23 protein-coding genes are annotated in these 24656 nt (G+C 73.8%); 9 read left to right on the plus strand and 14 right to left on the minus strand.

Translation table 11 applies throughout. The annotated features are described in order from the left end of the window. The first annotated feature begins 88 nt into the window (after positions 1–88). Positions 89–1327, plus strand: coding sequence for a DUF5005 domain-containing protein (locus HCJ93_RS07070; protein WP_167992093.1), 1239 nt, complete (start codon positions 89–91; stop codon positions 1325–1327). Here the strand turns inward: HCJ93_RS07070 and HCJ93_RS07075 are convergent. After that, the gene (locus HCJ93_RS07075) at positions 1263–2372 is read right to left on the minus strand and encodes a bile acid:sodium symporter family protein (protein WP_309141331.1); all 1110 of its coding nucleotides are present in this window, start codon (positions 2370–2372) and stop codon (positions 1263–1265) included. The genes HCJ93_RS07070 and HCJ93_RS07075 overlap by 65 nt on opposite strands. A gap of 93 nt (positions 2373–2465) precedes the next feature. On the opposite strand from HCJ93_RS07075, the gene HCJ93_RS07080 reads away from it, so the two are divergent. From HCJ93_RS07080 to HCJ93_RS07090, 3 genes are all read left to right on the plus strand, one after another. Then, complete coding sequence (locus tag HCJ93_RS07080; RefSeq protein ID WP_167992094.1) at positions 2466–3338, plus strand: LysR substrate-binding domain-containing protein; 873 nt, start codon at positions 2466–2468, stop codon at positions 3336–3338. Between the two features lie 248 nt (positions 3339–3586). Continuing rightward, positions 3587–5413, plus strand: a complete 1827-nt coding sequence (locus HCJ93_RS07085; protein WP_167992096.1) for an AMP-dependent synthetase/ligase — start codon at positions 3587–3589, stop codon at positions 5411–5413. A 211-nt stretch (positions 5414–5624) separates the two neighbouring features. Further along, on the plus strand, positions 5625–6416 hold the full coding sequence (locus tag HCJ93_RS07090) for an aldo/keto reductase (RefSeq protein WP_167992171.1): 792 nt from the start codon (positions 5625–5627) through the stop codon (positions 6414–6416). Positions 6417–6498: 82 nt separating this feature from the next. Here HCJ93_RS07090 and HCJ93_RS07095 read toward each other — a convergent pair whose 3' ends face one another. The 4 genes from HCJ93_RS07095 to HCJ93_RS07110 form a co-directional block, all read right to left on the minus strand. Further along, complete coding sequence (locus HCJ93_RS07095; protein ID WP_167992098.1) at positions 6499–7200, minus strand: SDR family oxidoreductase; 702 nt, start codon at positions 7198–7200, stop codon at positions 6499–6501. 105 nt (positions 7201–7305) lie between these two features. Then, positions 7306–8172 carry a class I SAM-dependent methyltransferase gene (locus tag HCJ93_RS07100; RefSeq protein ID WP_167992100.1) on the minus strand — a complete coding sequence of 289 codons (867 nt, stop codon included), beginning with the start codon at positions 8170–8172 and terminating at the stop codon, positions 7306–7308. Between the two features lie 105 nt (positions 8173–8277). Further along, positions 8278–9048, minus strand: coding sequence for a class I SAM-dependent methyltransferase (locus tag HCJ93_RS07105; RefSeq protein WP_167992102.1), 771 nt, complete (start codon positions 9046–9048; stop codon positions 8278–8280). A 5-nt stretch (positions 9049–9053) separates the two neighbouring features. After that, positions 9054–9359, minus strand: a complete 306-nt coding sequence (locus HCJ93_RS07110; protein WP_167992103.1) for a 4a-hydroxytetrahydrobiopterin dehydratase — start codon at positions 9357–9359, stop codon at positions 9054–9056. Between the two features lie 219 nt (positions 9360–9578). On the opposite strand from HCJ93_RS07110, the gene HCJ93_RS07115 reads away from it, so the two are divergent. Continuing rightward, positions 9579–10400: a helix-turn-helix domain-containing protein gene (locus HCJ93_RS07115; RefSeq protein WP_167992105.1), complete on the plus strand. Its 822-nt coding sequence runs from the start codon at positions 9579–9581 to the stop codon at positions 10398–10400. A gap of 1 nt (position 10401) precedes the next feature. On the opposite strand, the gene HCJ93_RS07120 is transcribed toward HCJ93_RS07115, so the two are convergent. After that, entirely contained in the window at positions 10402–10827 is a 426-nt protein-coding gene (locus HCJ93_RS07120) for a hypothetical protein (RefSeq protein ID WP_167992106.1), read from the minus strand. 291 nt (positions 10828–11118) lie between these two features. Between HCJ93_RS07120 and HCJ93_RS07125 the strand changes: the two genes are divergently transcribed. Together HCJ93_RS07125 and HCJ93_RS07130 are read left to right on the plus strand one after the other, a co-directional pair. Continuing rightward, entirely contained in the window at positions 11119–11982 is an 864-nt protein-coding gene (locus tag HCJ93_RS07125; protein WP_167992108.1) for a Sco1979 family transcriptional regulator, read from the plus strand. Positions 11983–12136: 154 nt separating this feature from the next. Then, on the plus strand, positions 12137–12952 hold the full coding sequence (locus HCJ93_RS07130; protein ID WP_167992110.1) for an SAM-dependent methyltransferase: 816 nt from the start codon (positions 12137–12139) through the stop codon (positions 12950–12952). Positions 12953–13013: 61 nt separating this feature from the next. Here HCJ93_RS07130 and dnaK read toward each other — a convergent pair whose 3' ends face one another. From dnaK to HCJ93_RS07155, 5 genes are all read right to left on the minus strand, one after another. Further along, positions 13014–14915 carry a molecular chaperone DnaK gene (dnaK, locus tag HCJ93_RS07135; RefSeq protein ID WP_167992112.1) on the minus strand — a complete coding sequence of 634 codons (1902 nt, stop codon included), beginning with the start codon at positions 14913–14915 and terminating at the stop codon, positions 13014–13016. A gap of 86 nt (positions 14916–15001) precedes the next feature. Next, positions 15002–15778 (minus strand): glycerophosphodiester phosphodiesterase family protein, encoded by a 777-nt coding sequence (locus tag HCJ93_RS07140; RefSeq protein WP_309141332.1) that lies wholly within the window; start codon positions 15776–15778, stop codon positions 15002–15004. A gap of 75 nt (positions 15779–15853) precedes the next feature. Beyond that, positions 15854–16282 (minus strand): OsmC family protein, encoded by a 429-nt coding sequence (locus HCJ93_RS07145; protein WP_167992113.1) that lies wholly within the window; start codon positions 16280–16282, stop codon positions 15854–15856. A 331-nt stretch (positions 16283–16613) separates the two neighbouring features. Then, complete coding sequence (locus HCJ93_RS07150) at positions 16614–18722, minus strand: phage holin family protein (protein WP_373563564.1); 2109 nt, start codon at positions 18720–18722, stop codon at positions 16614–16616. 240 nt (positions 18723–18962) lie between these two features. Next, positions 18963–19364 (minus strand): hypothetical protein, encoded by a 402-nt coding sequence (locus HCJ93_RS07155; protein WP_167992117.1) that lies wholly within the window; start codon positions 19362–19364, stop codon positions 18963–18965. An 82-nt stretch (positions 19365–19446) separates the two neighbouring features. Between HCJ93_RS07155 and HCJ93_RS07160 the strand changes: the two genes are divergently transcribed. Together HCJ93_RS07160 and HCJ93_RS07165 are read left to right on the plus strand one after the other, a co-directional pair. After that, the gene (locus HCJ93_RS07160) at positions 19447–20220 is read left to right on the plus strand and encodes an MBL fold metallo-hydrolase (protein ID WP_167992118.1); all 774 of its coding nucleotides are present in this window, start codon (positions 19447–19449) and stop codon (positions 20218–20220) included. A 50-nt stretch (positions 20221–20270) separates the two neighbouring features. Beyond that, the gene (locus tag HCJ93_RS07165; RefSeq protein ID WP_167992173.1) at positions 20271–20882 is read left to right on the plus strand and encodes a DedA family protein; all 612 of its coding nucleotides are present in this window, start codon (positions 20271–20273) and stop codon (positions 20880–20882) included. A gap of 299 nt (positions 20883–21181) precedes the next feature. On the opposite strand, the gene HCJ93_RS07170 is transcribed toward HCJ93_RS07165, so the two are convergent. The 3 genes from HCJ93_RS07170 to HCJ93_RS07180 form a co-directional block, all read right to left on the minus strand. Then, entirely contained in the window at positions 21182–22273 is a 1092-nt protein-coding gene (locus HCJ93_RS07170) for an MBL fold metallo-hydrolase (protein WP_167992120.1), read from the minus strand. Then, a complete protein-coding gene (locus HCJ93_RS07175; protein ID WP_167992122.1) occupies positions 22270–23514 on the minus strand; it encodes an aminotransferase class I/II-fold pyridoxal phosphate-dependent enzyme in 1245 nt (414 codons plus the stop codon). Before HCJ93_RS07175 ends, HCJ93_RS07170 begins: the two co-directional genes overlap by 4 nt. A 182-nt stretch (positions 23515–23696) precedes the next feature. Next, the gene (locus HCJ93_RS07180; protein WP_167992124.1) at positions 23697–24485 is read right to left on the minus strand and encodes a hypothetical protein; all 789 of its coding nucleotides are present in this window, start codon (positions 24483–24485) and stop codon (positions 23697–23699) included. Positions 24486–24656 lie beyond the last annotated feature (171 nt).

The following is a 24656-nucleotide window of genomic DNA, read 5'->3' on the forward strand; positions in this document are numbered from 1 at the left end:
CCCCCGAGCGGCCCTGACGTCCCCTCGGGCCGGTGCGCACCCGGTGCCCCATGGACCGGGGCCGGTGCTCCCGCTAACGTCGCGGAGCGTGCCCGACGACGTGGTCCGAGTGCGACAGCGGACGGGGACCGGGATCGGCCTGGCGCTGGCCCTGATCCTCGGTGCCGTGCTGGTCAGCGGGCTGCCCGGGGACGACGACGGGCGGCCGGACGGCGACGGGGACTGCACGCCCCGCACGGTCGCCTCCTGGACCGCCGACGACCGCCTCACCGGCGAGTTCGCCCGCTACGGAGACGACGACGCCCGCGCCGACGACTGGACCGGCGGCGACGGCACCCACTCCGTGCGGCTGCCCGACGGCCGGCTGCTGTGGCTGTTCTCCGACACCTACCTGGGCCGGGTGCACCGCCCGCCCAACCCGGTCGGCGAGGCCCACGCCTGGCGCGACACCACCGCCCCGCTGGTGCGCAACTCGGGTGTGCTGATGCGCGACGGGCGTCTCGAGGGCACCCTGCCCGCCCCGCTCTTCCCCGATCCGGCGCCGGACCAGTGGCGCTGGCCGGTCGCCGCCCGCGTCGAGCCCCGCTCCCCCGGGTCCGACGAGCGGGTCGTACGGGTCCTGCTGTGGGTGCGCACGGCGGGGCAGGACCCGTGGGTGTACGGCGTGCCCACCGCCACCGAGGTCGCCACGCTCTCCCTGCCGGACCTGCGCGTGGAGTCGATCGTGAGGGTGCTCGGGCAGGAACAGGTGGCGGACTACTCGCGGCGGGTGCTGTTCGGCACCACCCTCGTCGAGAAGGACGGCTGGACGTACGTCTTCGGCGGGGACGACGGCAGACCCGCCGCCCGGCCCGCCTCGCACGCCTATGTGGCCCGGGTGCCGGAGGGACGGCTGGCCGAACCGTCCGCCTGGGAGTACTGGAACGGCGAGGCCTGGCAGGGCCGTGCCCGTCCGCGCCCGGTGCTGGGCGACGGCCGGCGCACCGGCGTCGGCAGCGCCTTCTCGGTGGTGCGCGACGGCGGCACCTATGTGCTGTTCACCATGGCCACCGGCGCCAGGGGACTCACCACGGTGGCCTCCTACTGGGCCTGCTCGCCGACCGGGCCCTGGCACGGCCCGTCCGCGGAGTTCGCCCCCGTGCTGCCGCAGCAGGGCACCGCCGCCTACAACCCGCAGACGCATCCGGAGCTCAGCGGCGACGGGCGCCTGGTCCTCAGCTACGACGTGAACTGGCTGGAGTCGGCCGGCGCGGCGGTGATGCTCAGCCGGAACGTGTCGCTGTACCGGCCCCGCTTCGTGACGGTCCGCCTCGGCGCGGACGGGTGAGCGCGGGGGCCGGGCGGCCCTCGGCGCCGGCCGGTGAGCCGCTCCCGGAACCGGCCGGTGAGGCGCTCCCGGAGCCGGCCGGTGAACCGTTCGCGGAGCCGCCTCCCTCCTCCGGCAGCGGATCGCGCGAGCGGCGGCGGGCGACGACCGCGCAGACCATCAGCTGCATCTGGTGGAACAGCATCAGCGGCAGCACCGCCATCGAGGCGTGCGCCCCGAACAGCACGCTCGCCATGGGCAGCCCGGCCGCCAGCGACTTCTTGGAGCCGGCGAACTGGATGGCGACGCGGTCCGCGCGCCCGAAGCCGAGCGCCCTGGCGCCGTACCAGCTGAGCAGGAGCATCACGGTGAGCAGCGCGGCCTCCACGGCGAGCAGGGCGCCGAGCCGCGCAACGCCGACCTGGTGCCAGATGCCCTGCACCATGCCCGCGCTGAACGCCGTGTAGACGACCAGCAGGATGGCACCCCGGTCGGCCAGGCCCAGGGCCCTGCGGTGCCGGGTGAGGAAGGAGCCGAGCCGGCGGCGCAGCAGTTGCCCGGCGAGGAACGGCACCAGCAGCTGCGCCACGATCTTCACCACCGAGTCGGCGGAGACGCCGCCCGCGCTGCCGCCGAGCAGCAGCGCCGCCAGCAGCGGGGTGAGGACGAGGCCGGCGAGGGACGAGAAGGAGCCGGCACAGATCGCGGCGGGCACATTGCCGCGGGCCATCGAGGTGAAGGCGATCGACGACTGGATGGTGGACGGCACCAGGGTCAGGAACAGCAGACCCTGGTACAGCGGGTCGGTCAGCAGGAACGGGACGAGACCGCGGGCGGCCAGGCCCAGCAGCGGGAAGGCCACGAAGGTGCAGGCCAGCACGGTGACGTGCAGGCGCCAGTGCTTCAGCCCGTCGAGCGCCTCCCGGGTGGAGAGCCGGGCGCCGTACAGGAAGAACAGCAGGGCGACGGCGGCCGTGGCGGCACCGGAGGCGATCTCCGCGCCGGTGCCGCGGGCCGGCAGCAGGACGGCGAGGCCGACCGTGGCGAGCAGGACCAGGATGTACACACCCCCATGGTGATCAGCGGACCGGCGATCGGGAAACCCGTACACCGCACTCACTGTCATCACGGATCGCGATGAGCGTCGTACCGTGGCCCCATGTACGACCCCACGCACCTGCGCACCTTCCTCTCCGTGGCGCAGACGCTGAGCTTCACCCAGGCCGCCCGGCGGCTGGGCCTGCGGCAGTCGACGGTGAGCCAGCACGTGCGGCGGCTGGAGGACGCGACGGGCCGGCAGCTGTTCGCCCGGGACACGCACTCGGTGGAGCTGACCGAGGACGGCGAGGCGATGCTGGGCTTCGCGCGGCGGATCCTGGAGGTGCACGAGCAGGCGGCACAGTACTTCGGCGGCACCCGGCTGCGCGGCCGGCTCCGCTTCGGCGCCTCGGAGGACTTCGTGCTGACCCGGCTGCCGGAGATCCTGCAGCGGTTCCGGCGCGAGCACCCGGAGGTCGATCTGGAGCTGACGGTCGAGCTGTCGGGCATCCTGCACCAGCGGCTCGCCGAGGGCCGGCTGGATCTGGTGCTCGCCAAGCGGCGGCCCGAGGACCCGCGGGGAGAGCTGGTCTGGCACGACGAGCTGGTGTGGATCGGCGCGCCGGGGCTGCGGCTGGATCCGGAGCGTCCCGTGCCGCTGATCGTCTATCCCCCGCCGGGCATCACCCGCGAGCTGGCGCTGCGGGCGCTTCAGCGGCAGGGCCGCCCGTGGCGCATCGTGTGCACCAGCGGCAGCCTGAACGGTCTGCTGGCGGCGGCCCGCGCGGGGCTGGGCGTCATGGTGCACTCCCGGGGTCTGGTGCCGCCGGGCCTGGTGCGGATGCCGGAGCGGGCAGGGCTGCCCGAGCCGGGCGAGGTGGACTTCGTGGTGGCGTACGGGCGGGGCCGTCCCCCGGCGCGGGAGGCGGCCCGCGCGCTGGCGGAGGCGATCCTCGCGGGCGGCGACCGCCTGCAGCGCGGCGGCCCCGGATGACCCCCGTTCTCCCCGGGCCGGCGTTTCCACGGTCGTACAGATTCGGTGGAGATTACGGCGCCGAAACTTACTCAACCGTCAGGAATCTGTCCGACCCTTACCCATGTGAGCGCATTTTCCAGGGCTGACCAGCGCGAACAAGAGCCGTGCTCAATTTTCCACCCCCTCCCGCCCCTGGGCGGTGTGAGGTAGCTTTCACCGCCTGCGGGGGGTCGTGGAGAAGGAAGCGCTGAGACGGGGAGCGGGGATTGCGCGAGTTCGAGAACCCTCCGCCTGCGTCGGCACCTCTCGTGGGCGGACTGGCCGACATGGTCTTCCAGCACGCCGAGGAGGACCCGACACGTGTCGCGCTCGGCCGCAAGGACGAATCCGGGCAGTGGCGGGATGTCACCAGCGCCGAGTTCCGTGACGAGGTGCTCGCCCTGGCCAAGGGGCTGATCGCCCGCGGGGTGCGCTTCGGCGACCGGGTCGCCATCATGTCCCGCACCCGCTACGAGTGGACGCTGTTCGACTTCGCCCTGTGGACGATCGGCGCGCAGGTCGTGCCGGTGTATCCGACGTCGTCGGCGGAGCAGTGCTTCTGGATGCTGTACGACGCGGAGGTATCCGCCGCGATCGTGGAGCACGAGGACCATGCGATGACCATCGCCACGGTCGTCGACCGGCTGCCGCAGCTGCGCCAGCTCTGGCAGCTGGACGCGGGCGCGGTGCAGGAGCTGTACGACGCGGGCGCCCACATCGACGACGAGATCGTGCACCGGCACCGCAGGGCCGTCACCCCCGACTCGGTGGCGACCGTCATCTACACCTCCGGCACCACGGGCCGCCCCAAGGGCTGTGTGCTCTCCCACGGCAACTTCATGTACGAGGCGGAGACCGTCATCGAGGGCTGGGAGCCGGTCTTCCACTCCAAGAAGGGCGACGAGGCGTCGACGCTGCTGTTCCTGCCGCTGGCGCACGTGTTCGGCCGGATGGTGGAGGTGGCGGCGATCCGCGGCCGGGTCAAGTTCGGGCACCAGCCGCAGCTGAACGCCGCCGCGCTGCTGCCGGACCTGGCGGCGTTCCGGCCGACGTTCATCCTGGCGGTGCCCTACATCTTCGAGAAGGTGTTCAACGCAGCCCGCCGCAAGGCGGAGCGCGAGGGCAGGGCAGGGCCGTTCGAGAAGGCCGTCGAGGTGGCGGTGAAGTACGCGGACGCCGTGGAGGCGAAGGCGTGGGGCATCGGACCGGGGCCCTCGGCCGGGCTGCGGATGCAGCACCAGCTCTTCGACAAGCTCGTCTACAGCAAGGTGCGCGCCGCGATGGGCGGACGGATCCGCAACGCCATGTCCGGCGGTTCGGCGATGGACCGGCGGCTCGGCCTGTTCTTCGCCGGTGCCGGCGTGCAGATCTACGAGGGCTACGGCCTGACCGAGTCCACCGCGGCGGCCACCGCCAACCCGCCCGGGCGCACCCGGTACGGCACGGTCGGCCCGCCCATTCCGGGCGTCACCGTGCACGTCGCGGACGACGGGGAGATCTGGCTGCACGGTGCCAACGTCTTCCAGGGCTATCTGAACAACCCGAAGGCCACCGACGAGGCCCTGCACGACGGCTGGCTGGCCACCGGTGACCTGGGCTTCCTCGACGAGGACGGCTATCTGACCATCACGGGACGCAAGAAGGAGATCCTGGTCACCTCCGGCGGCAAGAGCGTCTCGCCCGGGCTGCTGGAGGAGCGGGTGCGCGACCATCCGCTGGTCAACCAGTGCATCGTCGTCGGCAACGACCGCCCGTACGTCGCCGCGCTGGTCACCCTGGACCCGGAGGCCGTGGAGCACTGGCTGGCGATGCGCGGCAAGCCCCGGCTTCCGCCGGCCCAGCTGGTCAACGACCCGGACCTGGAGATGGAGGTGCGGCGCGCGGTGGTCGCCGCCAACACACTGGTCTCGCAGGCCGAGTCGATCCGCACCTTCCGGATCCTGGCGCAGCCGTTCACCGAGGAGCACGGGCTGCTCACCCCGTCCCTGAAGCTGAAGCGCAAGGCGATCGAGAAGGCCTACGCGGAGGAGGTCGAGGCCCTGTACCGGGCCTGAGCGGCGATCCGTCCCGGAAACGGGTCACCATCCGCCCCGGACGGGACGCACGTCACGTCCCGCAGCGGACACGAGCCGGCCGATCAGGAATGCACGACGAGCCGTGATCGTTGACGATGGGGGTGTCACACCCACCACTCCTGCCGACGAGACGAAGGATCGTAAGCCCGTGACCAAGGTCCCCGCGATCACCCTGAACAACGGCGTCGAGATGCCCCAGCTCGGCTTCGGCGTCTGGCAGGTGCCGGACGACGAGGCGGAGACGGCCGTCACGCAGGCGCTTCAGGCCGGCTACCGCAGCATCGACACGGCGGCCGCGTACGAGAACGAGGAGGGCACCGGCAGGGCCATCGCGAAGTCGGGCATCCCGCGCGAGGAGCTGTTCGTCACCACCAAGCTCTGGAACACCGACCAGGGGTACGACGCCACGCTGCGCGCCTTCGACAGGTCCGCGTCGAAGCTGGGCCTCGACTACGTGGATCTGTACCTCATCCACTGGCCTACGCCGGCCCGGGACAAGTACGTCGACACCTACAAGGCGTTCGAGAAGCTGCTCGCCGACGGACGGGTCCGCGCCATCGGCGTGTCGAACTTCCTGCCGGAGCACCTGGAGCGGCTGATCTCGCAGACCTCGGTGGTCCCGGCGGTCAACCAGATCGAGCTGCACCCGCATCTGCAGCAGCACACCGCCCGCGAGTACCACGCGGAGCGGGGCATCGCCACCGAGGCGTGGTCGCCGCTGGGCCAGGGCAAGGGCCTGCTCGAGGTCCCGGCGATCGTGGCGATCGCCCGGAAGCACGAGCGCACCCCGGCCCAGGTCGTGCTGCGCTGGCACCTCCAGCTCGGCAACATCGTCATCCCGAAGTCGGTGACGCCCTCCCGCATCCGGGAGAACATCGACGTCTTCGACTTCAGCCTGGACGCCGAGGACCTGGCCGCCATCAGCGCCCTCGACGAGGGCCGCCGCCTGGGCCCGGACCCGGCCCAGTTCAACCTGGCCTGACGCTCCCGACGCGTCCTGACCGGCGGTGCGGCGGCCCCGGTGACACCCGAGGCCGCCGCACCCGTCCGTCCCGCGACTCCCCTCAGTGGGGCTGCCCGAGGGGCCGCACGACCACCGTGTTGACATCGACGCCCGCGGGCTGCCGGACCGCCCACACCACGGACTCGGCGATCTGATCGGCCGTCAGCATCGGCCCCTGCGGAACACCGCCGTGGGCCTCCCAGAACGGCGTCTCCACCCGCCCGGGCGCGACCAGTGTGACGCCGACACCCCAGTCGGTCACCTGCCGCCGGGTGTTCTCCGCGAGCCCGGTCACCGCCCACTTGGTCGCCCCGTAGAGGTTGCCCGGCATGTTCACGAACCCGGCGACGCTCCCGATCAGCACGATCCGCCCCCGGGTCTCCCTCAGCGCGTCGACCGATGCCCTGATCAGCAGCGCGGGCCCCAGCACATTGGTCAGCACCATCTCGGTCCACCCCGAGGGATCCCCCTCGGCGACCGAGTCGCCCGTGGCGAACCCGGCGTTGGCGACCACCGTGTCCAGCCGCCCGAACCGCTGGAGAACCGCCTCGACCGCGTCCCGCACGTCCTCGTACACGGCCGCGTTCCCCGGAATCGTCAGCAGCCCCTCGGGCTCCCCCGCCTCCTTGGCGAAGCCCCGCAGCCGCTGCTGTCCACGCCCGGTGACGGCCACCCTCTCCCCCGCCGCGAGCAGCCGCCGCGCGACGGCCGCCCCGATGCCACTGCCCCCGCCGGTGATCAGCGTGACCGGTGAGTCACTCATCAGCACTCCCTCGGTTGTCCGTTCGTGGTTCGCCGTCAGCTGCCGGGAGTCCATCACTTGGAGCGCTCTCGAAGTCAAGCGGGCCGTCGAGGAGCGTTCCTGCGGTCAGACCGGGCGTACCGCTGTGTGGACCGTGTGGGCGGTGAGGAGGAAGAGGTCGGGGCGGTGGTGGAGGCTCGACTTGTCGTCGGGGTCGAGGAGGCGGTCGAGGGTCGCGCGGTCGTCGGGGGCGAGGTGGTCGGCGAAGGTCTCGCGGGCTCGGGTGAGCATGTCGAGGGCGTAGGCGCGGGCGCGGTCGGGGGCCGGGGCGGGGAGGTCGAGGAGGAAGGAGCGGGTGCGGGTGTGGTGCAGGCCCGCGGCGGTCAGCAGGGCGGGCCAGTGCTCGGTGGTGGCGACCGAGCCGGGCAGATCCGCGCGCATCTGGGTGAACCACTCCTCCTGCAGCACGTCGAGGCGGGCCTGGAGGCCGGGGCGGCCGAAGCCGATGTCGCGCGGGAGGAAGCGGGTGGGCAGGCCGCCCTCCATCACGGCCAGGGTGCCGCCGGGGGCGAGCCGGGAGGCGAGGGCGGTGAGGGCGGCCTGCTGGTCGCCGAGGTGGTGCACGCTGCGGCTCGCCCAGAGGAGGTCGGCGGGGTACTCCAAGTCGTCGAGAACGGCGGGGAGTTCTCCGGTGAGGGTGGAGAAGCGGTCGGCCACGCCCCGGTCGGCGGCGCGGGCCCGGGCGCGTTCCAGGAGGGGTTCGGAGCCGTCGACGGCCACGATGCGTGCGCCGGGGAAGGTGTCGGCGAACAGGCAGGAGATCACGCCGGGGCCGCTGCCGGCGTCGACCACGAGTCCGGGTTCGGTGACCTCCTTGGCCAGCCAGCCGAGGACGCGCTCGTACAGCGGGGTGAACAGTTCCGCCTGCGATTCGAGGTGGTCGGCCATCTCGGCCCAGTCGATGTCCGTGTGGTCGTGGTGGTGGTGCGCCATGGTGTTGGTCAGCCTCTCCGCTCGGGTTCGGACAGAGTGCGCCGACGCTCCGTGGGGTGGCAAATGAACTTGCCGGTTGTGCAAAGCCGGGGTGGCGGGCGCCGGTCATCGGGGGGAGGGAGGGGTGGGGCGGGGCGAGGGCTTGCGGAAGGCCCGGAGGGTGAAGACCGGGTCGGGGCGGGGGCGGTCCTGGTCCGGGAGTGCGGCCAGGCGTGAGGCCATGCGGTCGGCGAGCGGGCTGTCGGGCGGGATGGTGACGAACCAGCCGCGGCGCAGGTCGGCGACGGTGCGGCGGGGGCTGCGGCCCTGACCGTGTCCGCGGAAGCGCGCCTGGCCGGCGGGGACCAGGCCGTGGCGGGCGGCGCGGGCCTCGATGTCGGCGGCGGCGTCGCGGACGGGGGTGCGCGGGCGGTCGGCGAGGACGGCGTCGATGTCGCTGCCCACGTTGTGCGCGGCGGCCTTGTCGACGGTGGTGACGTAGACGCCGCCGGGGCGCAGCACGCGGGCGCACTCGGCGAGGACGGCCTCGACCTCCTCGGGCCCGTTCAGCAGGTGCAGCAGCCAGACGGTGACCACGGCGTCGAAGCGCGCGTCGGCGAACGGCAGCCGGCGGGTGTCGGCGCGGGCGATCCGGCCGGGCAGCCGGGAGGCGGCCAGCCGGGTCATGGCCGAGGCGAGGTCGACACCGGTCACGGTCAGGCCGGGGCGCGCGGCGGCGAAGCGGCGGGTGACGAGGCCGGTCCCGCAGGCCGCGTCGAGCAGCGTGCGGGCCCGGGCGGGGATCAGTCCGAGCACGGCGTCGGCGGCGGCCGCCGCTCGTGGTTCGCCACCGCGGAGGTCGTCGTAGTGCCGGGCCTCCTCCTCGTAGTCGAGCACGTGACTCAGTGTGCCCCGTGGCCGGGTGCCAGGTCCTCCACCCTGCGGGCGAGCTCGAAGTCCTTCTCGGTGACGGCGCCGCCCACGCTGTGGGTGTTCACGGACAGGGTCACGGTGTTGTAGCCGAGGGTGAGGTCGGAGTGGTGGCCGAGTTCCTCCTGCACCTGGGCGATGTGGACGACCATCGCCGTGGCCGCGAAGTGCGAGCCGAGACGGTAGGAGCGGGTGAGGCGGTCTGTGTCGAGCGACCAGCCGGGCAGCTCGGCCAGCCGGTCCTCGATCTCCTGGTGCGGCAGCGGTTCGACGGGCATGGGGTGCGCTCCTTCGCCGGTGGGGGGTGGTTCAGCGGTTCAGCCGTCCTGCGCGGACGCCTCGGCAGGCAAGGGGGCTCGTTACTCAGCGTGCCACAGCATGTCGTGCCCGGCTCCCGTTCGGGGCGGTGACAGGAGCGTGCCGGAGGGCCGTGCAGGGGTGCTTGCGGAGTGCGCCGGAAGAGTGCGGGTGCCCGGTTCTCGGTTACGGTCGGCGGCATGAGCAGTGCGACGTCGCAGGCCGCCTCCGCGGCCGGAGGTGTGGGCCCGCTGCTGCGTGCCTGGCGGGAGCAGCGGCGGGTGAGCCAGCTGGAGCTGGCGCTGCGTGCGGGGTCCTCCGCGCGGCACATCAGCTTCATCGAGACCGGGCGCTCCCGGCCCAGCGAGGAGATGGTGCTGCGGCTCGCCGAGCATCTGGACGTGCCGGTGCGGGAGCGCAACGCGCTGCTGGTGGCGGCCGGTTACGCGCCCCGGTACCCGCACACCCCGCTGGACGACCCGGCGCTGGAGGCGCTGCGGGCGGGCATCGAGCAGCTGATCGGTGGCTATGAGCCGTTCCCCGCGCTCGTGGTGGACGCCATGTTCGACGTGGTGGCCGCCAACCGAGGGGTGATGGCGCTGCTGGAGGGGATTGCCGAGTCGCTGCTCGAGCCGCCGCTGAACGCGCTGCGGATCACGCTGCATCCGCAGGGGCTCGCTCCGCGCATCCGGAATCTGCGGCAGTGGCGCGGACATCTGCTGCAGCGCATCGAGCACCAGATCGCGCTGCGCCGCTCGGAGCAGCTGCGGGCGCTGTACGAGGAGGTGGCCGGGTATCCCGTGCCGGAGACCGGTCCGGGAGCGGAGGAGGAGGCGGACGACACGGTCGCGTACTTCGCGCTGCCGATGCTGCTCGAGCATCAGGGGCGGACGCTGTCCTTCGTCTCCTCGATCTCCACCTTCAACACGCCCATGGACGTGACCGTCGCCGAGCTGGCCGTGGAGACGCTGCTCCCGGCCGACCCGGCGACGGCCAAGTACCTGCAGAACTGGCTGAGCTGACTCAGCCCCGGCCGGACTGCCGTGCTTTCAGCGCCATGTGCTGCAGCAGGGCGAAGCCGGCCACGACGAGCGCCTGGAGCACGATCCACACCGCGCCCGCCGTGCTCGGCGTCAGCCACAGCGCCAGCGCGGCCAGACTCGCCGCCGACCAGGCGAGGTTGGCCTCGACGACGGCCCGCACGCCGAGGGCCTGCGGGTGCGGGCGGGCGGCGAGCAGGCCGACTCCGGCCGCATAGACGAGGAGGAACGCACCAAGGCCGAGCAGCAGGGTCGAGTCCACGCCGAGGAAGCGCCCGAGCGGTCCGGAGAGCGCGAGGTAGGCGAGCGCGTTGGCGCCGGTGACGACGGCGTCGAGGGCGAGGAAGCGGCGCAGCACGGCCCGCGGGTCGGTGGTCCGGGCGAGCGCGGCGAGCTGGGTCGCGGACATGACGAATCACCCTCCGTCGGGGTCGGTTGGTCGGCGGGATGCGGGCGGTACGGTCCCGGAACGGAGTGCGCCGTCCCGGGACCGCCCGACCTCCACGATCCCGGCGGGCGGGGCCGGCGTCGATTACCTCCGGAGTAATGCCGGGCAGAGGCCGCTTCCCGCGCACCCTCGGCTACGGCAGCCCTCGCACCGGGGGCGCAAGGGGTCCGTGGTGGTCCGTGCGCACAGCGTGAGAGTGTGGGGGCGGCGTGACGGACGGATCGCGGAGCACGGCGCGTTGGGAGGCCGGGTGTGAGCGAGCGGCGGGCCGCACCCACCGTGGGGCAGGTGGTGCTCGGCAGGCGGTTGCAGGAACTGCGGGAGGCCGCGGGGCTCGGACGGGACGAAGCGGCCAGGGTGCTGCGGGTGGCGCCCGCGACCGTGCGGCGCATGGAGACCGCCGAGGTCGCGCTGAAGATCCCGTACGTGCAGATCCTGCTCTCCGCCTACGGGGTGCCGGAGCCGGAGACGACCGCGTTCATCGAGCTGGTGGAGGAGGCCAACCGGCCGGGCTGGTGGCAGCGGTTCCACGATGTGCTGCCCGACTGGTTCAGCCTCTATGTGAGCCTGGAGGGCGCCGCCCGGATCATCCGCTGCTACGAGCCGCACTTCGTGCCGGGCCTGCTGCAGACCGAGGACTATGCGCGGGCGGTGCTGGAGGCAGGCACGATCGGGGCGGAGGGGCGCGAGACGGTCGAGCGGCACGTGGCGCTGCGCATGGAACGCCGCCGCCTGCTCGAGCGGGCCGACCCGCCGCATCTGTGGGTGGTCCTGGACGAGACGGTGCTGCGGCGCCCGGTGAGCGTCGACGGCCGGGTGATGCGCGTGCAGCTGGACGAGCTGCTGCGGTACTCCGAGCGGGACGGGATCACCGTGCAGATCGCGGAGTTCGCCGAAGGCCCGCATCCGGGGACCTACGCGCCGTTCACGCTGTTCCGGTTCGCCGAACCGGAGTTGCCCGACATGGTGTTCACCGAGTACCTGACCGGCGCCCTGTATCTGGACTCCCGCACCGAGGTGTCGGCGCATCTCGAGGTGCTGGACCACATGACCGCGCGGGCGGCGTCCCCGGAGCGCACCCGTGAGCTGCTGCGCGCCTGGCGTGACCGGTACTGAGCCAGGTCCGTGCAGCCCGTGCGATCCGTGTGACCCGCGCGACCGGTGCAACCCCGCGCGCCGGAGCACGTCTTGAGAAGAGGAGGAGAGAGACGAGACAGAAGAGAGAGCAGAGCGACGCCATGGCCAGGACAGAACGAGGAGAGGACAGCGTGTGAGCGGATCCGACGCGATGAACGCCCCGATCGACACCAGCCGCCCGCACCCGGCCCGGGTCTACGACTGGTGGCTGGGCGGCAAGGACAACTACCCGGTGGACGAGGAACTCGCGCGCAGGATCCTCGCCGCGGACGGCACCGTGGTGCGCGGGGCGCGGGCCAACCGCCGTTTCATGCACCGGGCCACCAGAACGGTCGCCGAGGCGGGGATACGCCAGTTCCTGGACATCGGCACCGGCATCCCCACCGAGCCGAATCTGCACCAGGTGGCGCAGCGGGTCGCGCCCGATTCGCGGGTGGTGTACGCGGACAACGACCCGATCGTGCTGCGGCACGCCCAGGCCCTGCTGCACGGCACTCCGGAGGGCGTCACCGCGTATGTGCACTCCGATGTGCGGGACCCCGACCGGCTGCTCGGCGAGGCGGCGAAGACGCTGGACTTCGGGCGGCCGGTGGCGCTGTCGCTGGTCGCGCTGACCCACTACCTGGACGACGCGCCGGGCGGCGACGACGTGTACGGCCTGCTGGAGCGCTATGTCGACACGCTCGCGCCCGGCAGCTATCTGATCCTGTCCCAGGTGACGGCCGATCTGAGCCCGGAGGCGGTCGGGCAGGCGGCGGAGCACTTCCGGCGCAGCGGCACGCCGTTCCATCCGCGGTCGCTCGGCGAGTTCTCACGGTTCTTCACCGGCCTGGAGCTGCTGGGTCCCGGGGTGATCCCGGTGCACGGCTGGCGTCCGGAGGAGGAGGACGTGGCCGCGCAGGCGGAGGGCATCGTGCCGGTGTACGCGGGGGTGGCCCGCAAGCCGTGAGCCGCGGAGGGCTCTGAGGAGGGTCCGGGCCGGGCGCTCGGGCCGCCGTGGACCGGGCGGTTCAGGCCGCCCCGCCCTTGCGGTCATCGCCCTGGCCCGAGGTGTCGTCGTCGACGATCTCCGCGTCGACGACGCTCTCCTCGTCCTGCGGTGCGTCCTGCGCCGGGCCCTGTGTCCCGCCGTCCTGACCGGCGCCCTCGGCGGAGGACGGCTGGGTCCGGGCGTACATGGCCTGGCCCATCTGCTGGCTGACGGCGGCCAGCCGGTCGGCCGCGGCGCGCAGGGCGGCGGTGTCCCCCTGCCGTTCGAGCTGCTGCTTGAGCTCGGTCATGGCACTCTCGACCTCGGACCTGGTGCCGGCGGGGACGTCGTCGCCGTTCTCGCGCAGGAACTTCTCGGTCTGGTAGACGAGTTGCTCGGCCTGGTTGCGGGTCTCGGCGGCCTCGCGGCGCTTGCGGTCCTCCTCGGCGTGCTGTTCGGCCTCCCGCATCATGCGGTCGATCTCGTCCTTGGGCAGGGCGGAGCCACCGGTGACGGTCATCTTCTGCTCGCGGCCGGTGGCCAGGTCCTTGGCGGAGACGTGCATGATGCCGTTGGCGTCGATGTCGAAGGCCACCTCGATCTGCGGGACGCCGCGCGGGGCGGGCGGCAGCCCGGTGAGGTCGAAGACGCCCAGCTTCTTGTTGTAGGCGGCGATCTCGCGTTCGCCCTGGTAGACCTGGATGCCGACCGAGGGCTGGTTGTCGGTGGCGGTGGTGAAGATCTCCGAACGGCGGGTGGGGATCGTGGTGTTGCGCTCGATCAGCTTGGTCATGATGCCGCCCTTGGTCTCGATGCCGAGGGACAGCGGGGTGACGTCGAGCAGCAGGACGTCCTTGACGTCGCCGCGGATGACGCCGGCCTGGAGGGCCGCGCCGACGGCGACGACCTCGTCGGGGTTGACGCCCTTGTGCGGGTCCTTGCCGGTCAGTTCGCGCACCAGGTCGGTGACGGCGGGCATGCGCGTGGAACCGCCGACCAGGATGACGTGGTCGATCGCGGAGAGCTTCACCCCGGCGTCCTTGACCGCCTGGTGGAAGGGGGTCTTGCAGCGTTCCAGGAGGTCCTCGGTGAGTTCCTGGAACTGGGCGCGGGTGAGCTTCTCATCCAGGTGCAGCGGGCCCTCGGCGGAAGCGGTGATGTAGGGCAGGTTGATGGTGGTCTCGGACGAGGAGGACAGTTCGATCTTGGCCTTCTCGGCGGCCTCGCGGAGGCGCTGCACGGCCATCTTGTCCTGGTTGAGGTCGATGCCGTACTGGCCCTTGAAGCGCTTGGCGAGGTACTCGACGACGCGCTGGTCCCAGTCGTCGCCGCCGAGGTGGGTGTCGCCGTTGGTGGCCTTGACCTCGATGACGCCCTCCCCGATGTCGAGGAGGGAGACGTCGAAGGTGCCGCCGCCGAGGTCGAAGACGAGGACGGTGTGGTCGTCCTCCTTGTCGAGACCGTAGGCGAGTGCGGCGGCGGTGGGTTCGTTGATGATCCGCAGGACGTTCAGGCCGGCGATCTCCCCGGCCTCCTTGGTGGCCTGCCGCTGGGTGTCGTCGAAGTACGCGGGGACGGTGATCACGGCGTCGGTGACGTCCTCGCCGAGGTAGGACTCGGCGTCCCGCCTGAGTTTCTGCAGCACGCGGGCGGACAGCTCCTGGGCGCGGTAGCGGGTGCCGTCCACGGAGCCCTGCTCGGGGAAGCGCCAGGCGGAGTCGCCCATGTGGCGTTTGACGGAGCGGGCGGTGCGCTCGACGTTGGTGACGGCCTGCCGCTTGGCGACCTCACCCACCAGCACCTCGCCGTTCTTGGCGAAGGCCACCACCGAGGGCGTGGTCCGGGCGCCCTCCGCGTTGGCGATCACGGTGGGCTCGCCGCCCTCGAGCACCGCGACCACCGAATTGGTGGTCCCCAGGTCGATCCCGACCGCGCGTCCCATCGCCGTCCCCTTCCGCCAGGGCACATCTCCGGACTTCCAGCCCAGAACTTGAGCGGCCTGTTGTCAATAGCTTGAGTGGACGCTTGTCAGCCTGTGGGGGTGCGGGTGTGGGCGCGCAGCTGGAGCGCGCGCCGGGGGCGGTCGGTGATCAGCACGTCGACGCGCGGGTCGGCGAGGAAGGTGCGCATCAGGGGATCGTCGTTGACCGTCCACACCATGGTGAACAGCCCGTGCCGGGCCGCCTGCCGCAGCACGCCGGCCCGGGCCAGCCGGTGGTGCACGGCGATCCCGTCGGCGCCGCAGGCGCACACCCGGCGCATGGGCAGCAGCTCGCCGAGGCGGGTGGCCGGGAACCGGCCGCGGGGAATGTCCCTGCGGTCGCGGCCGAGGGAGAGCGCGGTGCGCACGCCGGGGAAGGCGGCGGTGATCGCGGCGACGGAGCGGTCCTCCAGGGTGGTGGCGACGAATCCGTCCGGGCCGAGCAGAGCGACGGCGCGGTCGATCAGCTCCCGCTCGTGGCCGGTCTCCTTGAGGTCGAGGTGAGCCAGGAGCTTCCCGGCGAGCAGTTGCAGGACCTCCTCCACCACCGGGACCGGCCGCCCGGCGCGGGCGCACAGCTCCGCATGGGTGAGCGTGGACAGCAGGGGTCCGTCGCCGCCCGCGCGGGCGTCGTGGTGGACCACGAAGACGCCGTCCGCGGTACGGCGGACGTCCAGCTCGGCGTAGTCGGCACCGGCGGCGACGGCGTCCTCGTAGGCCTCGCGGGTCGCCGGTGCGGCGCGCTCGGAGCCGCCCTGGTGGGCGGAGACGGCGGGCCCGGCGGACGGCCGCAGCCGCAGAGCCTCTGCTTCCGGTGACCGCACGGCCACTCCTTCCCCTGGGCGCCCGCGGACCGCCCGTGTGCGGGGCGGTCCGCGGGCTGCGGCAGGCCGGTCGGGTCAGGCGAGCTTCGCCGTCAGGGTGATGTTCGTGCCCTTCAGCGCCTGGCTCACCGGGCAGTTGACCTTGGCCTCCTCGGCGGCCGAGAGGAAGGCGGCCTCGTCCATGCCGGGGACGGTGCCCTCGACGGTGAGGTGGATTTCGGTGATGCCCTCGCCCGGCACGAAGGTCACGTCGGCGGACGTCACCAGGCGGGTGGGCGGGGTGCCGGCCTTGTCGAGGATGTTGGAGAAGGCCATGGAGTAGCAGCTGGAGTGCGCGGCCGCGATCAGCTCCTCGGGGCTGGTCTTCCCGTTGGACTCCTCGGCCCGCGACGCCCAGGTGACCGGCTGGTCGCCGATGCTGCCGGAGGAGTCGAAGGTGACGACCCCGCTGCCCTGGAACAGGTTGCCTTCCCAAACGGTGTGTGCGGAGCGCGTGGCTGCCATGACGCTTCCTTTCGCGAGATGTCCTGCCGTGGGTCCCGGCGGTGCCGGGTCCGGGAGTCCCGCCGCGGCGGGTTCCCGCATCCATCCGATCACACTCCGGCTCGGCTCACCCGGAAGACGGGCCCCTTCGCGGCGAACGGCAGCCGTACGCCGCGCGGGATCGGGTGCGCGTGCTCGCGCCGCACCCGCGGGACGCCGCCGTGGCCGTCGGCGACGACCAGGACCGCGCGGTGGGCGGGAAGTCCTCGGGGCGCCGCGGCAGCGGCAGGCCGGTGCCGGGCCGCAGCACGGTGCCGCATCCGACCGGGGAGGGCTTGCCGGTGCCGGCGCGTCAGGCCGCGCGCTCGCGGCGGGGTTCCTCGGGGGCGCGCGTCGCGCCGGACTCGTCGAGCCAGCGGCGCAGCACCTGGTGGACCTGCTCCGCGCCGACCAGTTCGGCGTCCTCGGCGACCGGCGGGGACAGCGCGAGCGGGGAGAGCAGGAAGGCGCGCGACTGGGCACCGCCGAGCCCGCCGTGCGAGCCGATCTGCTCCTCGAAGGCCAGCACCTCGCCGTCGGCCGGGTCGTAGGCCGAGTTGACCATGATGTCGGCGGTGTGCGGGAAGGTGTGGGTGCGGCGTACGACGTCGGCGGCGCCGGGACCGAACGGGGCGAGCGGCCCGGGGTCGTCGTCGAGTTCGGCCAGCGGAATCTCGACGCCGTGCGCCCCGAGGACGACGCCGCCGTGCCGTTCGCTGCGCACCAGCAGGAAGCCGATGCCGGGGTGGTTGGCGAGGGTCGGCAGCAGCGCGGGGTGCCGGGCGTCGATCTCCTCCTTGGTCATCCGGTGCGGCACGTCCGGGAAGGAGATCAGGCCCAGGTTCCCCGAGGCCAGCACGACGGGTTCCGAGCCGCGGGTGGGGCGGTACTGCTCGGCGCCCTCCTCCACGGGCCGGTGCAGCGCCGCCCGCACCGCCGCACGGGCCTCGGCCCCGCTGCGGGTGCGGCGGGCCCGGCGCGGCACCGGCAGGCCGCAGCCGGCCCGGACCAGGTCGCCCAGGGTGAGGCCGTAGCGGGAGCGGAAGGTCTCGCCGGGGCTCTGCCCGTGGTCGGAGAGCACCACGATCCGGTAGGGGCGCGGGGCGTGCTCGGCGACCTTCTCGATCAGGGCGAGGGCCCGGTCGAGGCGTTGCAGGACCTTCTCGGCGTCGCGGCTGGCCGGGCCCGAGTGATGGGCCACCTCGTCGTAGGCGACCAGGTCGGCGTAGACGGCGGTGCGGCCAGCCAGCAGGTCGCCCATCACGGCGGCGACGACCACGTCCCGTTCCACGACCGTGGCGAAGGCGCGGACGAAGGGATACAGGCCACCGCGTGAGACGCGGGGGCGCTGCTTGGTGAACCGGGCGCGGGTGGACTGGCCGATCTCCCGGCCCGCCTCGGCGACGAAGGACAGCGCGGTGCGCACGGCGTTGGCCGGGTCGGAGAAGTAGGCGAAGTAGCCGGCCCGGGAGCGGTTGAGCGGGCCGCGCCGCCGGGTGGCGATGGACAGCACCAGGGCCTGCTCCTCGGCGCCGCCGCTGAAGAGGTTGCCGCGGCTTGCGCCGTCGCCGGCGAGCAGCCCGGCGTGGCCGGTGCGCTCGATGGCGCGGGCCTGGAGCTCGGCGGCGCTGGTGGGGCGGTTGCAGACCATCACCTCGCGGCGGGCCTTCTCGTACCACCGGAAGGCGGGCACGTCGAAGTTGCTGCCGTGCAGGATGCCGAGCTGGCTGGCGCCGGTCTGGCTGGACCAGTCGGTGCGCCAGCAGGTGAGCCGGTGCGTGGCCCCGCGTCCGCGCACCGCGCCGGATGCGTTCCCGCCCGGTCCCCGGCCGCTGCCGTGCTTGCCGTCCCCTCCGTCGGCACTCCTGCCGGCCCCTGTGCCGTCGTCCCTGCCGAGCCAGCGGGCGACGGTGGGCATCAGACCCTTGCCGACGGCGTCCAGCAGCACGTCGTGGCCGACGCCGTCGAGCTGCAGGAAGAGGGTGCCGGGGGTGGACGGGCAGGGCGGCCCGGTGCGGCGTCTTCGATGGGCGAGCCGGTACAGGCGGCGCCGGTAGGCGTCGTCGTCGCGGACGGCGAGGGCGGCGCCGGTGGCCGAGGCGACCGCGGACATCACGGCCGCGACCACCACCGCCGTCTGCGGTGCGGCGGAGCCGCGTTCGACCGGGTTGACCCACAGCGCGACCCACAGCAGGGCCCCGTTGAGGAAGAACACCAGCAGGCCGAGGACCAGCGCGGGCACGAGCAGCAGCAGGCGCACCAGCAGCGGCCACACCAGCGCCGACAGCAGACCGAAGGCGCCGGCGCCGAGCGCGGCGGTGACCGCGATGTCGGTGGCGCTGCTCCCGTCCGCGGAGCGGAGGCGGAAGTCGGGCAGGATCCCGGCGAGCACCAGCATGGTGAGCGTGGACACCGCCCACACGGCGATGCTCCGCCCGGTCTGACTGGCGATCCGCCGCCATCGCCTGCGGTCCACCCCGGCGCACCTCCCCACCCGATTCGTCCTGGCCGGTCCCCATTCACCTTGTCACAACGCCCGGACGTGCCCCCGCGTCCCCGCCCGCGCCCCGGAGACCACCCTGATCCGTCCCCCACGCACCCCTGACACGGTCCCCGCGGACCCCTGACACGGCCGGCTGACACGCCTCCCGGAGGCAGTGGCTCAGCAGCCGTCGTATCCCGCCGTCGGCATGGACAGCCGCCGGTGCACGCGCGCCTTCATCGCCGCGTCGTAGCGGGGCTCGGCGCGGCCCACCGTCTCCACCCGCACCCCGCGCCGGGCGCACTCCGCGGTGAACTCCTCCACCGACGACAGGGCGCTCTCCAGCACCCGCCTGCTGGGCGCGACGAACAGATCGGTGCCGGGCCGCACCCCCTCCCACAGGGCGCCGTGGTCGGGACGCAGCCCGCGCACGAGGAGCTGCCGGGTGACCACGTAGCCGCGTTCGGCGGCCCAGCGGGCGCACATGGCGTGCTGGCTGCGGGAGTCCACCAGGAAGGGATCGGCGTCCAGCTGCTCCAGCGGCGTCAGACTCGCGATCGCCGTCACCCGCACCGGCCCCATGGCGCCCCCTCACCTCCGGTTTTCGCCGCCGACCCTACTCCTGCCCGTACGCTTCGGGGAGTCGCACGAAGGAGGCGAAGGGGTGCCGGTGGAGATCACCTGGTGGGGTCACGCCACATGCACGGTGGAGGATTCGCACACCCGCGTGCTGACCGACCCTCTGTTCGCACGCAGGCTGGCGCACCTGCGGCGCAGGCGCGGCGCACTCCCTCCGCCCGACGCGCGCCACGCGGACGTCGCACTCGTCTCCCACCTGCACGCCGATCACCTCCATCTGGCCTCCCTGGCCCGGCTCGCCCCCGGCACGCTCCTGCTCGTGCCCCGGGGTGCGCCCCGTGCGGTGCCGGGACTGCGCCGGCTCACGCACCTGCGGGTGCGCGAGGTCGCGCCCGGCGACGTGATGCAGGTCGGGCGTGTCGTGGTGCGGGTGGTTCCGGCCCGGCACGACGGGCGGCGGCTGCCGCTGGGCCCGCACCGCTCCCCCGCCCTCGGCTATGTCGTGGAGGGCGAGGCGCGCACCTACTTCGCGGGAGACACCGGCCTGTTCGACACGATGGCCAAGGAGGTCGGGCCGGTCGACGTGGCACTGCTGCCGGTGGGCGGCTGGGGTCCGCACCTCGGCGACGGGCATCTGGACGCGCGGCGGGCAGCCGAGGCACTGGCGCTGCTCGGCGCGTCCCGCGCGGTGCCGGTGCACTACGGAACGTACTGGCCGATCGGGCTGGACGCCGTGCGCCCGCACGAGTTCCACGCGCCGGGCGACGAGTTCGCGCGGCTGGCGGCACGTCACGCGCCCGGGGCCGTGGTGCACCGGCTGGGACACGGCGAGAGCGTGCGCCTGGAGGTCACTCGGTGACGCTGCCCGCCGTCCTGCTGCCGGCGGCCGGCGCGCCGTGGCCCGCCGCCGTGCTGGCCGCCGCGCCGGCGACCGAGGCGCCGGAGGCGACCCAGCAGGCGATCGGCTATCCGTCGCTGTTCCTGCTGGTGCTGATCGGGGCGCTGGTGCCGGTGATCCCGACGGGTGCGCTGGTGAGTTCGGCGGCCGTGGTGGCGGTGCACCAGACGGCGCCGTTCTCCATGGCGCTGGTGTTCGTGACGGCGTCGCTGGCCGCGTTCCTCGGGGACGTGACGCTGTACTGGCTGGGACGGCGCGGGATGGGGTCGCGCAACGGCTCGCGCTGGCTGGAGGCGATCCGGGCACGTGCCCCGGAGGACCGGCTGGCCCAGGCGCAGGCGAGGCTGGCCGGTCACGGGGTGACGGTGCTGATCCTCTCGCGGCTGGTGCCGGCCGGCCGCCTCCCCGTGATGCTGGCCTGTCTGGTCGCCGAGTGGCCGCTGCGCCGCTTCGTCCGCGGCAACCTGCCCGCCTGCCTCGCCTGGACGGCGACGTACCAGCTGATCGGCGTGCTGGGCGGTTCCCTGTTCCCCGAGCCCTGGGAGGGCGTGGTGGCGGCGGTCGCGCTGACCCTGCTGATCAGCGCGGCCCCGGGGGTGTGGCGCCGGGTGCGGCACCGGTGAGCGCCGGGCGGACGCCCGGTGATCTCCCCGGCGGCCCGCCCCGGCCGGCCGCTCACCGCGGAGGTCCGCCCGTGTGGCCCGGCGGCCCGCCCGGTCCCCCTGGGCCCCCTGGGGGACAGCCCGCGCCGCACCGGGTCCGCCGCTGGCGGGTCCCGGCCCGCCCCTGCGGCCCCGGCACGCACGCCCCGGAGGCCTCAGTGCGCCTTGGCGGGTCCGGGCGCGGGCCGGGTTTGCGCATGGGCGAGCCGGTGGGCCCGGGCGGACCTCCGGGCGGGGGCCCGGCCGGGCTCCGGTGGCCGTCACTCCAGGACGCGCGATGCGCCCACCGGCAGATCCCACAGGTGGTCGCGGGGCAGGCCCGCGGCCTTCCAGGCCGCGCGGACGCGGGTCAGGGGCTCCAGGACGGGCTCGGCGGAGAGGATGAAGGTGCCCCAGTGCATGGGGGCCATGTACCGGGCGCCCAGGTCCTGGTAGGCGCGCACCGCCTCCTCGGGGTCGCAGTGGACGTCCTTGAGCCACCAGCGCGGGTCGTAGGCGCCGATGGGCAGCAGGGTGAGGTCGATCCCGGGGTAGCGGCGGCCGATGCGGGAGAACCAGTGGCCGTACCCGGTGTCGCCGGCGAAGTGGACGCGGGGGCCGTCCGGGGCGGTGATCACCCAGCCGCCCCACAGGGAGCGGCAGGTGTCGGTGAGGGTGCGCTTGGACCAGTGGTGCGCCGGGACGAAGTCGAAGCGCACGCCCCGCAGTTCGGCGGCCTCCCACCAGTCCAGCTCGGTGACGGTGGTGAAGCGCCGGCGGTGGAACCAGCGGGCCAGGCCGGCCGGCACGAACACCGGGGTGTCGCGGGGCAGCCGGCGCAGGGTGGGGGCGTCCAGGTGGTCGTAGTGGTTGTGGCTGATGACGACCGCGTCGATGCGGGGCAGCGCCTCCCAGGCGACCCCGACGGGTGTCATGCGGGCGGGGGTCCCGAGGATGCGGCGGGACCACACCGGGTCGGTGAGGACGGTGAGCCCGCCGATCTGCAGCACCCAGCTGGCGTGTCCGGCCCAGGTGACGGCGAGGCCGCGGGCGTCGACGCGGGGCAGCGGTCCCGGCTCGTAGGGCAGCCGGCGGATGCCCTCCAGCCCCTCCGGACCGGGTCGTACGGCGCCCTCGCGGGCGAAGCGCGCGAAGGCCTTCAGGCCGGGCAGCGGGGCGGTGAGCCGGTCGTGGAAGGTGCGCGGCCACACGCGCCGTTCGGCGAGCGGCCGGGGTTCCGCGAGCGGCGGGTACGGGGACGCGACGGGGGACGGTGACACGGGAGCGGCCGGCTTCGGGGAGCGGGGGGCCGGCCGGTCGGTTTCCGGCGTGGTGGTGCGGGTGGTGGTTGTCGGCTCGGACTGCTGCGTCATCGAGGAGGCTCCCATCGCTGAGCGTCGTCACGAAGTTCGTCGAAGACCGACTGCACGCGTTTCAACGCGCGTTGCACATGTGGCAGTTCCAACGGTGCGGGTGCATCGAGGCATTCCGCGCGGAGCTCGGCGGTGTCGCCCAGCAACGGCGCGGTGCCGAGCCGTACGCGCGGGGCCTCGAGGTCGTCGCCGAAGCGGTGGCCGCCCGGTGCGGGCATGTCCAGGCGGGCGGTGAGGAAGTCCTCCAGTTCCTGGGCGTCTCCGATGCCGCGGGCGGCCAGCGCGGGTGCGAGAGGGCTGAGGTCGACGTAGAGGTGGCGGCCGCACTGCGGGGGCGGGACGAGGGCGCCGGTGGCGGCGACGGCGTCGTGCACCGCGCCGGCCACCCGGGCGTGCAGGCGCACGGAGTCGGCGACGCGCCGGGCGACCGGCCCGGGTTCGGTCAGCGCGTATCCGGCCGCGGCGGCGACCGGCGCGGCGATCCGGGCGTCGAGCGCGGTGAGCGCGTCCAGGACCCGGGCATGCAGCGGGGCCGCCTGCTCGCCGGCCGGGAAGCGGGCGATCGCGGCGGGCCAGCCCGGCGGCAGCAGGGCGCCGGAGAGGTCGGTGACCACGGTGACCTGCTCGGGCAGCATCTCGGCGGGGCTGAGCAGCACCGTGTCGTGCGGGGCGTGCAGGGTGTCGCGCCAGGTCTCGTCGCTGACCGGGTGCAGTCCTTCGCCGACCGCGGCCTCCAGGGTCTCGTGCAGCAGTTCGGGAGCGGTGACGGTGCCCGTGGGATCGTCGGCGGCGGACAGCACGAGCAGCCGCGGATCGCCGCCCTCCGCCCGCACCCGCCGCACGGTCTCCAGCAGCGCGTACGGGTCGGGCACGCCGCCGCTGCCGACCGGTGTCGGCACATGGAAGGCGGGCCGGCCGAGCAGCCGGGCGCAGGGCGCCCACCAGGCGGGGCAGGGCCGGGGCACCAGCACGTCGCCGCCGATGGCCGCGGTCAGGGCGACCAGCAGGGCGGGCGCGCCGGGGGCGACGGCGATCCGGTCGGTCCCGTCGGGCAGTCCGCGCCGCTCCCAGTAGCCGCGGGCGGCCTCCAGCAGGGCGGGGCCGCCGCCCACGGGTTCCGCGGCCGGACGGGACGCGGCGGCGGCGAGGACCGCGGCGAGTTCGGGCAGCACGGGCAGCCCGTCGTCGGGGACGGCCGGTCCGAATCGGACCGGTCCATGGCCTTCCGGGTCGGTCCGCATCGGTGCCTCCGCGCAGTGACTGGGTCGTCGTGGTGCCGGGGCCGGTGGGGTACCCGGTGCCCCAGGCGTTCTACGTACCCACGGTGCCCCGGGCGCATGGGCCCCGCCACGGGTCGCATGCCGCCCGGCACGGCCGTCCGGGACGGGGACGGCGCCTCACCGGTGGGCCGGGCCGGGGGCGCTCATCCGTGGCGGCCGGGGTCCTTGCGCCGGCCCAGCAGCCGGTGCGCGGCGGCGCCGAACGCGCCCGCGATCAGCAGCCCGCCCGCGGCGAGGGCGGGCACGGAGTCGGTGAGGGAACCGCCGTCGCCGCCGTGGACGCCGCCCGGGGCCCGGGTCGGGTCGCAGTGCGGGTCCCTGCCGTGGCTCGCGGACGGCTTGGCGGTGGGCTTGGCCGTGGGCTCGGCCGTGGCGGTGGGTTTGCCCGCACCGCTCTCCCAGAGCCGGGTGGCGTCCTCGGCCGCCGGCGGTTCGCCGGCCGCCAGGGGCTCATCGGCGGTCAGGGGTTCGTCGGCGGTCAGGGGTTCGTCGGCGGTCAGGGGTTCGTCGGCGTACGTTCCCGGCTCCTCGGACAGCAGGCCGCCCGCTCCCCCGCTCTGCGGCCCGGCCCCGTCCGCCGACGTGCCGTCGGGGCTGAGCGCGTCGTGCTCCCGGGCCGACAACTCCTCCTCCGCTTCGAGGATCTCCGTCTCCAGGCTGTCCAGCTCGGCCTCGAGTCCGGCCGCCGCGTCCTTGGCCTTCCCCTGCTCCTTCTGATCCTTGTGATCCTTCTTGTCCCCGGCTTCCTTCTCCTCGGTGCTTCCGCTCGGCCCCTGCCACGACTGGTGCCCCTGCTGCGGGGGGCAGGTGGCGGAGGGGGCGGCGTCTCGTCCCGGCGGGGCGAACGGGCTCGCGGACGCGACCGGTGCGAGCACGCCGAGAGCGGTGCCGGCTGCGGCGGCGAGGGACAGGGCGCGTACGGTGCGGCGCATGCTGCGGGCTCCTTCGAGGACGTTGAAGGGGCGCGCCGTCTTCCGGCGGGCGTGCCCCACACCCATCACAGCCCGCGTGCCGCCGCACCGCCCGTGCCGGCACCCCGACAGAGTGAACCCCGCGCCCTGCGGGCGCGGGGTCCGGTCGTGTCCAGGGCCGTCAGGCCGCCT

This window comes from Streptomyces composti, from assembly GCF_012034205.1.
GTDB lineage: Bacteria > Actinomycetota > Actinomycetes > Streptomycetales > Streptomycetaceae > Streptomyces > Streptomyces composti.

What these genes read in the sequence shown, in the direction of transcription:
- HCJ93_RS07170 (WP_167992120.1), bottom strand. Translation starts at nt 22,273, where the DNA reads ATGACGCAGCAGTCCGAGCCGACAACCACCACCCGCACCACCACGCCG.
- HCJ93_RS07145 (WP_167992113.1), bottom strand. Translation starts at nt 16,282, where the DNA reads ATGGCAGCCACGCGCTCCGCACACACCGTTTGGGAAGGCAACCTGTTC.
- HCJ93_RS07080 (WP_167992094.1), top strand. Translation starts at nt 2,466, where the DNA reads ATGTACGACCCCACGCACCTGCGCACCTTCCTCTCCGTGGCGCAGACG.
- HCJ93_RS07180 (WP_167992124.1), bottom strand. Translation starts at nt 24,485, where the DNA reads ATGCGCCGCACCGTACGCGCCCTGTCCCTCGCCGCCGCAGCCGGCACC.
- HCJ93_RS07090 (WP_167992171.1), top strand. Translation starts at nt 5,625, where the DNA reads ATGCCCCAGCTCGGCTTCGGCGTCTGGCAGGTGCCGGACGACGAGGCG.
- HCJ93_RS07115 (WP_167992105.1), top strand. Translation starts at nt 9,579, where the DNA reads ATGAGCAGTGCGACGTCGCAGGCCGCCTCCGCGGCCGGAGGTGTGGGC.
- HCJ93_RS07100 (WP_167992100.1), bottom strand. Translation starts at nt 8,172, where the DNA reads ATGGCGCACCACCACCACGACCACACGGACATCGACTGGGCCGAGATG.
- HCJ93_RS07120 (WP_167992106.1), bottom strand. Translation starts at nt 10,827, where the DNA reads ATGTCCGCGACCCAGCTCGCCGCGCTCGCCCGGACCACCGACCCGCGG.
- HCJ93_RS07110 (WP_167992103.1), bottom strand. Translation starts at nt 9,359, where the DNA reads ATGCCCGTCGAACCGCTGCCGCACCAGGAGATCGAGGACCGGCTGGCC.
- HCJ93_RS07155 (WP_167992117.1), bottom strand. Translation starts at nt 19,364, where the DNA reads ATGGGGCCGGTGCGGGTGACGGCGATCGCGAGTCTGACGCCGCTGGAG.
- HCJ93_RS07175 (WP_167992122.1), bottom strand. Translation starts at nt 23,514, where the DNA reads ATGCGGACCGACCCGGAAGGCCATGGACCGGTCCGATTCGGACCGGCC.
- HCJ93_RS07095 (WP_167992098.1), bottom strand. Translation starts at nt 7,200, where the DNA reads ATGAGTGACTCACCGGTCACGCTGATCACCGGCGGGGGCAGTGGCATC.
- dnaK (WP_167992112.1), bottom strand. Translation starts at nt 14,915, where the DNA reads ATGGGACGCGCGGTCGGGATCGACCTGGGGACCACCAATTCGGTGGTC.